8 protein-coding genes and 1 rRNA gene are annotated in these 11,548 nt (G+C 59.2%); 4 read left to right on the top strand and 5 right to left on the bottom strand.

The window, feature by feature from the left end:
- A 5S ribosomal RNA gene (gene rrf / locus KW838_RS28670) occupies window positions 1-84 on the top strand; the annotation flags it as partial.
- 594 nt (window positions 85-678) lie between these two features.
- Window positions 679-5,574 (top strand): NAD-glutamate dehydrogenase, encoded by a 4,896-nt coding sequence (locus tag KW838_RS28665; protein ID WP_218504306.1) that lies wholly within the window; start codon window positions 679-681, stop codon window positions 5,572-5,574.
- Window positions 5,575-5,658: 84 nt separating this feature from the next.
- On the opposite strand, the gene KW838_RS28660 is transcribed toward KW838_RS28665, so the two are convergent.
- From KW838_RS28660 to KW838_RS28640, 5 genes are all read right to left on the bottom strand, one after another.
- The gene (locus tag KW838_RS28660; RefSeq protein ID WP_218504305.1) at window positions 5,659-6,243 is read right to left on the bottom strand and encodes a hypothetical protein; all 585 of its coding nucleotides are present in this window, start codon (window positions 6,241-6,243) and stop codon (window positions 5,659-5,661) included.
- Between the two features lie 166 nt (window positions 6,244-6,409).
- Window positions 6,410-7,120: an ATPase gene (locus tag KW838_RS28655; RefSeq protein WP_218504304.1), complete on the bottom strand. Its 711-nt coding sequence runs from the start codon at window positions 7,118-7,120 to the stop codon at window positions 6,410-6,412.
- Window positions 7,121-7,348: 228 nt separating this feature from the next.
- Entirely contained in the window at window positions 7,349-7,759 is a 411-nt protein-coding gene (locus tag KW838_RS28650; RefSeq protein WP_218504303.1) for a cupin domain-containing protein, read from the bottom strand.
- 180 nt (window positions 7,760-7,939) lie between these two features.
- On the bottom strand, window positions 7,940-8,233 hold the full coding sequence (locus tag KW838_RS28645; protein ID WP_102698827.1) for an antibiotic biosynthesis monooxygenase family protein: 294 nt from the start codon (window positions 8,231-8,233) through the stop codon (window positions 7,940-7,942).
- A 123-nt stretch (window positions 8,234-8,356) separates the two neighbouring features.
- A complete protein-coding gene (locus tag KW838_RS28640; RefSeq protein WP_218504302.1) occupies window positions 8,357-9,790 on the bottom strand; it encodes a PLP-dependent aminotransferase family protein in 1,434 nt (477 codons plus the stop codon).
- A 205-nt stretch (window positions 9,791-9,995) separates the two neighbouring features.
- Between KW838_RS28640 and KW838_RS28635 the strand changes: the two genes are divergently transcribed.
- A complete protein-coding gene (locus KW838_RS28635) occupies window positions 9,996-10,436 on the top strand; it encodes a carboxymuconolactone decarboxylase family protein (protein WP_218484419.1) in 441 nt (146 codons plus the stop codon).
- Between the two features lie 73 nt (window positions 10,437-10,509).
- The gene (locus tag KW838_RS28630; RefSeq protein ID WP_218504301.1) at window positions 10,510-11,490 is read left to right on the top strand and encodes a LysR family transcriptional regulator; all 981 of its coding nucleotides are present in this window, start codon (window positions 10,510-10,512) and stop codon (window positions 11,488-11,490) included.
- Window positions 11,491-11,548: the final 58 nt, after the last annotated feature.

The raw sequence follows: 11,548 nt of genomic DNA, 5'->3' as shown, positions 1-11,548 counted from the left end.
TCCCATCCCGAACTCAGAAGTGAAACGATGCATCGCCGATGGTAGTGTGGGGTTTCCCCATGTGAGAGTAGGTCATCGTCAAGATTAAATTCCGAAACCCCAATTGCGAAAGCAGTTGGGGTTTTGTCTTTTCAGAGGTACTGAAAAGCCCGTTGTCGAGCCTCTCCACAACGGGCTTTCTCACGGTAGGCGAACGGCAAACACGCCTACCGAACTCCCCCCAAAAAAGCCTCTGCTCACCCGAGCGTCCAAGGCCGCGCGCCGAACACTCAGTGTGTTACCGGTCATTTCTGGTACGCATGTACCGTAAAACCGGACAGAAAACCGCCTTTTTTCGACACGGCTGCTAGTGTTGTTCGATGCGCATGCCTTGAGCAGCGTGCCGATGACCGAATATGTCGCAGCACCGCAAGCACGGGCCTTGCCGCACTGGTTAAGCTGCGCAACCAATGGATACCTGTAAAGACATTGGAGCAAACCGTGGCCAGTCGTTTTTGCAGATGCCCATTCACGGAAGGTGAATGTGACCTGAGCGTCTCGTCCAGCTTCACCCACCTGTCACCCTGTTTCCTCTGCCCGAGAATCAGGAACCGGGTGACGGCTAGCTTTGAAACGTAGCCCCGAAAGGGGTTTCGCGCGACGCTTCCATCAATAACAAGCCCAAGCGGAGTACCACAGATGGCGTTCTTCACCGCAGCCAGCAAAGCCGACTTCCAGCACCAACTGCAAGCGGCACTGGCGCAGCACATCAGTGAACAGGCACTGCCACAAGTGGCGCTGTTCGCTGAACAATTCTTCGGCATCATTTCCCTTGACGAGCTGACCCAGCGTCGGTTGTCCGACCTTGCTGGCTGCACCCTTTCTGCATGGCGCCTGCTTGAGCGCTTCGATCACGCGCAACCGCAAGTGCGCGTCTTCAACCCCGATTACGAACGCCACGGCTGGCAGTCGACCCACACGGCGGTCGAAGTGCTGCACCACGACCTGCCATTCCTGGTGGACTCGGTGCGTACCGAGCTGAACCGCCGCGGCTACAGCATCCATACCTTGCAAACCACCGTGCTGAGCGTGCGTCGTGGCAGCAAGGGCGAGCTGCTGGAAATCCTGCCTAAAGGCACCCAGGGCGACGACATTCAGCAAGAATCGCTGATGTACCTGGAAATCGACCGCTGCGCCAACACCGCCGAGCTCAATGTGCTGAGCAAAGAGCTGGAGCAGGTGCTCGGTGAAGTCCGCGTGGCCGTCGGCGATTTCGAGCCGATGAAGGCCAAGGTCCAGGAGATTCTGACCAAGCTGGACAACAGCCAGTTCGCCGTCGATGGCGACGAGAAGAACGAAATCAAGAGCTTCCTGGAATGGCTGGTGGGCAACCACTTCACCTTCCTCGGCTACGAAGAGTTCGTCGTCAGCGACGAAGCCGATGGTGGCCATATCGTCTACGACAAGGACTCCTTCCTCGGCCTGACCAAGCTGCTGCGTGCCGGCCTGACCTACGATGACCTGCGCATCGAAGACTACGCCGTGAACTACCTGCGCGAACCGACCCTGCTGTCGTTCGCCAAGGCCGCGCACCCAAGCCGTGTACACCGCCCGGCTTACCCGGACTACGTGTCGATCCGCGAAATCGACGCCAACGGCAAGGTCATCAAGGAATGCCGTTTCATGGGCCTGTACACCTCGTCGGTGTATGGCGAGAGCGTGCGGGTGATCCCGTACATCCGCCGCAAGGTCGAGGAAATCGAACACCGCTCCGGCTTCCAGGCCAAGGCTCACCTGGGCAAGGAACTGGCGCAGGTGCTCGAAGTGCTGCCGCGCGACGATCTGTTCCAGACCCCGGTGGACGAGCTGTTCAGCACCGTGATGTCGATCGTGCAGATCCAGGAACGCAACAAGATTCGCGTGTTCCTGCGCAAAGACCCGTACGGCCGCTTCTGCTACTGCCTGGCCTACGTGCCGCGCGACATCTACTCCACCGAAGTGCGCCAGAAGATCCAGCAAGTGCTGATGGATCGCCTGAAAGCCACCGACTGCGAGTTCTGGACCTTCTTCTCCGAGTCCGTACTGGCCCGCGTGCAGCTGATCCTGCGCGTCGACCCGAAAAACCGCCTCGACATCGACCCGCTGCTGCTGGAAAAAGAAGTGGTGCAGGCCTGCCGCAGCTGGCAGGACGACTACGCCGCACTGACCGTCGAGAGCTTCGGTGAAGCCCAGGGCACCAACGTGCTGGCCGATTTCCCGAAAGGCTTCCCTGCCGGTTACCGCGAGCGTTTCGCCGCGCATTCCGCTGTGGTCGACATGCAGCATCTGTTGAGCCTGAGCGACAAAAACCCGCTGGTGATGAGCTTCTATCAGCCGCTGGGCCAGGTCGCCGGTCAGCGCCAGTTGCATTGCAAGCTGTACCACGCCGATACGCCGCTGGCACTGTCCGACGTCCTGCCGATCCTGGAAAACCTCGGCCTGCGCGTGCTGGGCGAGTTCCCGTATCACCTGCGTCACAGCAATGGCCGCGAATTCTGGATTCATGACTTCGCGTTCACTGCCGCCGAAGGCCTGGAACTCGACATCCAGCAGCTCAACGACACGCTGCAGGACGCGTTCGTCCACATCGTGCGTGGCGATGCCGAGAACGACGCATTCAACCGTCTGGTACTGACCGCCGGCCTGCCATGGCGTGACGTGGCGCTGCTGCGCGCCTACGCGCGTTACCTGAAGCAGATCCGCCTGGGCTTCGACCTGGGTTACATCGCCAGCACCCTGAACAACCACACCGACATCGCCCGCGAGCTGACCCGGTTGTTCAAGACCCGTTTCTACCTGGCGCGCAAGCTGACCAGCGATGACCTGGACGATAAGCAACAGCGTCTGGAACACGCGATTCTCAGTGCTCTGGACGACGTCCAGGTGCTGAACGAAGACCGCATCCTGCGTCGCTACCTGGACCTGATCAAGGCCACCCTGCGCACCAACTTCTACCAGACCGATGCCAACGGCCATAACAAGTCGTACTTCAGCTTCAAGTTCAACCCGCACTTGATTCCCGAGCTGCCCAAGCCGGTACCGAAGTTCGAAATCTTCGTGTATTCGCCGCGCGTCGAAGGCGTGCACCTGCGCTTCGGCAACGTTGCCCGTGGCGGCCTGCGCTGGTCCGACCGTGAAGAAGACTTCCGTACCGAAGTGCTGGGCCTGGTAAAAGCCCAGCAAGTGAAGAACTCGGTGATCGTGCCGGTGGGTGCGAAGGGCGGCTTCCTGCCGCGTCGCCTGCCACTGGGCGGCAGCCGTGACGAGATCGCGGCCGAGGGCATCGCCTGCTACCGCATCTTCATTTCGGGTCTGTTGGACATCACCGACAACCTGAAGGACGGCGCACTGGTACCACCGGCCAACGTCGTGCGTCATGACGACGATGACCCGTACCTGGTCGTGGCGGCGGACAAAGGCACCGCGACCTTCTCCGACATCGCCAACGGCATCGCCATCGACTACGGCTTCTGGCTGGGTGACGCGTTTGCGTCCGGCGGCTCGGCCGGTTACGACCACAAGAAGATGGGCATCACCGCCAAGGGCGCGTGGGTCGGCGTACAGCGCCACTTCCGCGAGCGCGGCATCAATGTCCAGGAAGACAGCATCACCGTGGTCGGTGTCGGCGACATGGCCGGTGACGTGTTCGGCAACGGCTTGCTGATGTCCGACAAGCTGAAGCTGGTCGCGGCGTTCAACCACCTGCACATCTTCATCGATCCGAACCCTGAGCCGGCGTCGAGCTTCGCCGAGCGTCAGCGCCTGTTCGACCTGCCGCGTTCGGCCTGGTCGGACTACGACACCAGCATCATGTCCGAAGGCGGCGGTATCTTCTCGCGCAGCGCGAAGAGCATCGCGATTTCCGAGCAGATGAAAGAGCGCTTCGACATCGAGGCCGACAAGCTGACCCCGACCGAACTGCTGAACGCCTTGCTCAAGGCGCCGGTGGATCTGCTGTGGAACGGCGGTATCGGTACCTACGTCAAGGCCAGCAGCGAAAGCCACGCCGATGTCGGCGACAAGGCCAACGATGCACTGCGCGTGAACGGCAACGAACTGCGCTGCAAAGTCGTGGGCGAGGGCGGTAACCTGGGCATGACCCAACTGGGTCGTGTGGAGTTTGGCCTCAATGGCGGCGGCTCCAACACCGACTTCATCGACAACGCCGGTGGCGTGGACTGCTCCGACCACGAAGTGAACATCAAGATCCTGCTGAACGAAGTGGTTCAGGCCGGCGACATGACCGACAAGCAACGTAACCAGTTGCTGGCGAGCATGACCGACGAAGTCGGTGGCCTGGTGCTGGGCAACAACTACAAGCAGACCCAGGCCCTGTCCCTGGCAGCCCGTCGCGCCTTGCCGCGGATTGCCGAATACAAGCGCCTGATGAACGACCTGGAAGGCCGCGGCAAGCTGGATCGTGCCATCGAGTTCCTGCCGTCAGAAGAGGCGATCAACGAGCGTGTCGCGCAAGGCCATGGCCTGACCCGTGCCGAGCTGTCGGTGCTGATCTCCTACAGCAAGATCGACCTCAAGGAGCAGCTGCTGGGCTCCCTGGTGCCGGACGACGACTACCTGACCCGCGACATGGAAACCGCTTTCCCGCCAACCCTGGTGAGCAAGTTCTCCGTGGCCATGCGCCGTCACCGCCTGAAGCGAGAAATCGTCAGCACCCAGATCGCCAACGACCTGGTCAACCACATGGGCATCACCTTCGTTCAACGACTCAAAGAGTCGACCGGCATGAGCCCGGCGAACGTGGCCGGCGCCTACGTGATCGTGCGTGACATTTTCCATCTCCCGCACTGGTTCCGTCAGATCGAAAACCTGGATTACCAGGTTTCGGCCGACGTTCAACTGGAGCTGATGGACGAGCTGATGCGCCTGGGCCGTCGCGCTACGCGCTGGTTCCTGCGTGCCCGTCGCAACGAGCAGAATGCTGCCCGTGACGTCGCGCACTTTGGTCCGCATTTGAAAGAGTTGGGCCTGAAGCTCGACGAGTTGCTCAGTGGCGAGATCCGTGAAACCTGGCAGCGTCGTTATCAGGCCTTCGTCGAAGCCGGTGTGCCAGAGCTGCTGGCGCGTATGGTGGCTGGCACCTCGCACCTGTATACCCTGCTGCCGATCATCGAGGCTTCCGACGTGACCGGCCAGGATCCGGCTGAGGTGGCCAAGGCGTACTTCGCCGTGGGCAGCGCGCTGGACATCACCTGGTACATGCAACAGATCAGCGCTCTGCCGGTTGAAAACAACTGGCAAGCCCTGGCCCGTGAAGCGTTCCGCGATGACGTCGACTGGCAGCAACGCGCGATCACCATCTCGGTCCTGCAACAGGGCGACGGCACCCAGGACGTGGAAACACGGCTTTCCCTGTGGATGGCGCAGCACGAAGGCATGATCGAACGCTGGCGCGCGATGCTGGTGGAAATCCGTGCCGCCAGCGGCACCGACTACGCCATGTACGCGGTGGCCAACCGCGAACTGCTGGACCTGGCGTTGAGCGGTCAAACGATAGTGCCTGCCGCTGTCGCCGCCGAGCTGGAACCGGCGGCCTGATCAGGCGTTGAATGAAAAAGCCCCGCATCGAGAGATGCGGGGCTTTTTTTGTTTTAATGGGTCAAATCACCAGACAGTGTTTTTTCAAGTGAAAGGCGTAGTGCTTTCAGGGGTGGCCACATTTCTTTCAAGAATTTGCAGTTTGAACAAAACCTGATGACCCATTTGGTCGTGGAAGCAATAACGGTTCACTTGCCCACCCCATAGGGTTTTTTTGATGACGCCTGCATTGCGTGCCTGTAAGTAAACTGTTTGGTTATCGCTGTTGAAATCATCAAGCGTGACAATCTTGAAATTGTCATTCAGTAAGTTAAAAGAAGTCGTAGCACCTTCCGCCGCCGGAAGCGCTCCGAGGAAACCTTGGCTGCTCTTGCTGAAGTACTTGTTGTAGTAGGGGGTGCTTAAAATTTGCAGGTTGTAATAGTCGTCGTAGCACCTGAAATGAACCACTATCCCTATGCTGTTTTTGTTTTTTGAGGTGACGGCCAAATTTACCATTCTCTGTAAGTCATCGATGTAGACTTCAGCGGTCGTAATCAAGTGTTTGTGCGGGCCATCTTCGTCGTCTTGCTGAAAATGCCAATCGCTTAATACCTTTTCGAAAAAAGTCATGCTGATCCCTTCACAGGTCAGGCGCGCTATGAAGGATCTTTCCTCGTCTTTGCTCATATATAATTCCATTATTTCAAGTTTGAAAGTGACTGTTCCGTGTCGGACTTAAAATAACGTCAATTGATTGAGTTGACTTTGGTTAATCGTTTCGCAGTGCTACACAGGCCCGCTCCCGTTCCTGATCTATTGTGGGAGCGAGCTTGCCCGTGCCTTCGTCTGGCTATCAGTAGCGTTTTTGCTCTGGCGTGTTGTCAATCATCGAGAGGTTGCTAGTCGGTTTGCTCAGCAAATTATTGAGCGACTGGTCAAACTTTTGCAGTGCCCTGACTTGCACATTCTGTTGTTCATTAATGTCGGCAACGATCTCTTCGCTGCGTTTGTAGTCAGCCCACACGGGACTGAGTGCTTTGGCGTCATGCCCTTGTGCAGTACCGAGATAGTTAAAGTTCTTGTCGTAAAAGTCCGCACTGACATCTGACTGGATGTCCGAACTGCGCGATGTAATCAGTTGGCTGCGGGTGTCGACCACCGCCATCACGTCCGGCTTCGCCGCCCTGAGGCTCTGCATGTCCGGATACACGGTCACCGAACCGAATTGCCGCTGCAGGGAGGCCTTGACCCAGTCCACGGCCATGTCCGGCCTGGAAGTGGCTACATAGGCGTCATGAATCGGCTGCACCAGCAGGCTCTGGCCGAAACCGGTGCCGGCGTTGGCCTGGTAGTCCCGCAGATAGGCACGGTTCGCCTGGGTATTCTGGCTGTAGACGATGCCCAACGAGACCTGGCTGCCGTTGTTGATCAGGGTGGCACCACTGCGGCCTACCGGTTCGGTGAAAATGCCATTGAGCGAAGAGACCGCCGTGGGCGCAGTTGGGATTGAGCAGCCGGTTAAAACAACCGTTATGGCCAGCGTACTGACAAGTGCAAGTTTCATGGTGTTTCTCCAGTGAAACAACTCAGTCGAAAGTTAAAGTTGCCGGTGCTGTACCGGCGGTGAATAAAGACTAAACCCTGGATGTTTTATTTAAATAGCCAATGTCCGCACTTATCCGGTGGCCAATAGTTTTGTTTGGCTTAACAGTTTGTGGTTAATTGCCTCGGGAAATAAAAAGGCCCGAATTCGCCATTCGAGCCTTTTTATTTATGGCTGTACGTTCAGCCATCAGTTTTCCAGTGGGATCAACACTTTCTCGTCCGGGGCCAATACCATGAACACCAACAGCTTCGCCGGTTTGGTTTTACTGGCGTTCTTCGAGACCAGGTGTTCTGAACCTGCGGGTTCGTACCAGTACTCACCGGCCTTGTAGGTGACGGCTTTTTCGCCTTTCACCTGAGAAGTGATCGACCCCGAAAGCACATAGGCCATGGCCGTGCCGTCGTGCTTGTGGGCGATGGACGATTGGCCTGGCTGGTAGTCGACCTCGATCATCAATGCCTTTTTGCCCGGGGCATTTTTCAGCATCTGGTCCTGCAAAACAGTGACCTTTTCCGAAGGGTCATGGGCAAAGGCCGATGCGGACACAGTCAGGGCCAGGGCGGCGAGGGAGGCTGCACAGCAACGCAACATGTTCATGGTTCTTTACCTGCGGTGGTTAGTTGTTGCAAACCACAGTAGTGCGCAAGCGGTAGCGGTTAAACAGCCAATATTCCGGAAGGCGAGGGGACCAATAGACCTAGGTTAAAAGCAAAGATCGCAGCCTGCGGCAGTTCCCGTGTAGGAGCTGCCGCAGGCTGCGATCTCTTGATCTTGTTTTCAGACGATAGGAAAGCTGTTGAAGTCCACGGCATTGGCCAGTTGGCTATCGATCAGGCCGATGAAACCCTGGACTTCGGGGCAGTTGAAATGCGATTTCATGGCCGCTTCCGATTGCCAGCGGGCACTGACGGTCCAGCGATTGGTGTCCTCTGGGCAGCGGTCGACCATATAGGATTCGCAGCCCGGTAGTTCACGCAGGGTTTCGACAATCTTTTGCAGTTGCTTACCCAGTTCATCCGAGCGGCCGGCGACGGCACGTACCTGTACGGTATTGATCACTTCATGGGACATTGCTCACACTCCTGAATCAGGCCGGACGAATCCTGCTCATTGAGGGTTAACGCCTATGCAGGATAGGCCTGACCCTGCGGACCGCCAATAGCCAATCGCCGGATAAAGCCGCAGGCCAATCCGTCAGGCCACCTGCTGCAAAATGTCGCGCACACGGTCCAGGGCGATGTCGATGTCCAGGGTCTCGATGGCGCCAAAACCGAGGAAAAACCCGGCCTTGGGCGCTTGCTGATAGAAAAAGCTGTCGATCGCATAGAGCCCGACTTCGACTTTTTTCGCCAGTTCGATCACCAATGGAATATCCATGGGCACTTTGCACATCACCACCATGTGAAAGCCGGCGGTGGAGGGCACCGCCCCCAGCCAAGGTGAGAGGTCGCCGGCCACGCGCGTCAGGATCCGCTCGCGGCGCCCGGCATAGATGGTATGGCAGCGGCGGATGTGCTTGAGCAGGCAGCCTTCGGCGATGAACTTGGCCAGCGCCCACTGCGGCAGCGTCGACGTGTGCAGGTCGGTGAGCTGTTTGGCGCGCACCACGGCCTCCAGGATCGCTGGCGGCAGGATCCCATAGCCAAGCCGCAATTCCGGCAGCAGGGTTTTGGAAAAGGTCCCGACGTAAGCGACGATCCCCCGTTCGTCCATGCTTTGCAGGGAGTCGGTGGGGCGGCCTTCGTAGCGGAACTCGCTGTCGTAGTCGTCCTCGATGATGATCGCGCCCAGCTCATGGGCCTTGGCCAGCAGTGCTTCCCGGCGTGCCTGGCTCATCGCAATGCCCAACGGGAACTGGTGCGACGGGGTGACGTAGATCAGGCGTGTGCCGCGAGGAATCTGCTCCACCACAATGCCTTCGGCGTCCACCGGCACGCCGATCACCGTGGCGCCATGGGTGCCGAACAGCAACCGGGCCGGCGGGTAGCCGGGGTCCTCCATGGCGACCAGGCTGCCCGGACTGATCAGCACCCGCGCAATCAGGTCCAGGGCCTGCTGTGCGCCGTTGCACACCACCACATCCTCGTCCTGGCAATTGACCCCGCGGGAGAACGCGATGTGCCGCGCAATGGCGTTGCGCAGGGCGGGCAAACCCTCAGGCAAGCTGTACAGGCCCTTGGAGCCGGCAATCTGGCGCAGCGCGTGGGAGGTGCAGCGGCGCCAGTCATCCTGGGGGAACTGGCCCTTGCTGGTGGCGCCACCAATGAAGTCGTAGCGCAGCGAGCCTTCCAGGGTCGGATGACGCAGGAATACCGGCAGGTTGCGCCAAGACTCGATCACCTCAAAGCCGCCAAGCTCTGTGTAGTTCTGTTTACGCTGCACCTTCGACGTGCGCGCATTGACGTAAGTGCCTTTGCCGACCACCCCGGTGAGGAAGTTTTCGTAGGTCAACTGGGCGTAGGTATCGGAAATGGTCTTGCGTGAAATGCCCAATTGTTCGGCCAGCAAACGGCTGGGCGGCAGTTGCGTCCCGGCGGCCAGGCGACCGGACTCGATGGCGCTGCGCAGTTGGTTATACAACTGGCCGGCCAGGTCCTTGCGGCCATTGATGACAACATGTAGTTCCATGCCGGCGAGACTCCGGGGCTGTTGAGGCGCGTGTGCGTCGCGCAAGATTACCCCTATCCGCTCGGTCGGCAGAAGTTGCGCAGTGGAAAAACCGTCAATTGGTCTGCAGGCCTTGGTCCACGGGGAAATCGCGAAATTGGATCTGTCATGCTCGCGCACCAGCGATTACCGTGAAAATCAACTCAAGGCCGCACGAGAACGCTCCATGAAGCCCCGCCTGGATTACTACAGCGCGTCCCCCAAAGCGATGAAGGCCATGATCGCCATGGAGGCCCTGACCAGCAGCCTGAGCATCGAGCAGGGCCTGCTGCACCTGATCAAGATTCGCGCCTCGCAACTTAACGGCTGTGCCTTCTGCACCGACATGCACTCGGTGGATGCAAGGCGCCTCGGCGAAAGCGACCGCCGCCTGTATTCCATCGTGGTCTGGCGCGACAGCAACTTTTTCAATCCACGGGAAAGAGCCGCGCTGGCCTGGACCGAAGCCGTCACCTTGCTCTCGCAAAGCCACGTGCCGGACGATGTTTACGCGCTGGCCAGGGAACAGTTCAGTGAAAGCGAAATGGTCGACCTGACCATCGCCGTCACCACCATCAACAGCTGGAATCGCCTGGCCGTGAGCTTTCGCCAGACACCCAGCGCCTGAGTCATTGTCATAGCAGGTTCATCATTGATCCGCAGGATGGACCTGTCAGTGTCATGTCGACAGGGAGTCCTCGATGTTAGCCATGGAAACCAGCGCCCACCGGGGTGCTGCCGAGTATCGTGTAGCCATTGATAAAAATCCGTCCTGGCGCCAGCTGGCCGCGGGTATCGACCCCGAACTGGCGCTGTGCTTCACCGTCAGTGCCCGTTGCGGTTGTTTTATGCAGGCCGCCCGCAGCCTGAACATCAAGGCCACCCGCCTGCGCAGGCAACTGGCGCTGCTGGAGACACAGCTGCGGTGCTCACTGTTCAACCCGTCAGACAATGGTCTGAGCCTCAGTCGCGATGGTTTGCGCCTGCACGCACAATTGATCGCCCTGGCCCATGAGCGCGATTTGCCGGTGATCGAACAGCCGTTGATTCGCCTGGCCGTGGCCGATTCGATCCTGCATGACATTCTCGGGCGTGACCTGGTGGCGCTGCTGCGGCGCAATGCCAGCGTGCGCCTGGACATCAAGACGCTCGACAGCGAATTGGCCCTGCAAGCGGTCAGCGCCGACGTGGTGGTGTGGCTGGGCGAAGCCGGATCGCCGTTGCCGGGTCCGAGCTTTGCCACCACCGAACCCCGGTCTCTGGCGCAACTGGAGTACCTGCCGCACATTGCCAAGCGTTACTCACGAGTGGCTTCCAGGCCGGAATGCCTGGAGGAACTGGCCGATTTCCTCCTGGTGCAATGGCATCAGGACTGCCAGGTCGAAAGCCTCCGGCCATGGAATGCACTGGTGGATCAGCGCCTGGCCGGAGCGGTGCAGGTGCAATCCTACGAACTGATGCTGGAGATGATCCGTTGCAGCGCCTGCGTCGGCCTGCTGCCGCACTACATGAGCCACTTCGACCGCGGCCTGGTGGCCTTGCCGGGCCTGTTCGAGCGGCCGATGCGGCGTCAGGTGTGGATGGCCGTCAACGCCGAGTCACAGGGTGAAGCACAGGTGCGGACGGTCGTCGAGTTGATTGAAAACACCTTCAGCGAGCGTCGGGAGTGGTTCGAAAGCTGAGCGCGATCAAAATGTGGGAGCGGGCTTGCTCGCGAAAGCGGTGTGTCATTCAACAACA

The organism is Pseudomonas sp. PDM27 (genome assembly GCF_019219205.1).
Classification (GTDB): Bacteria; Pseudomonadota; Gammaproteobacteria; order Pseudomonadales; family Pseudomonadaceae; genus Aquipseudomonas; species Aquipseudomonas laurylsulfatiphila.
Note: the sequence above shows the minus strand (reverse complement) of the source record. Positions and strands in the feature narration are given on the sequence as shown.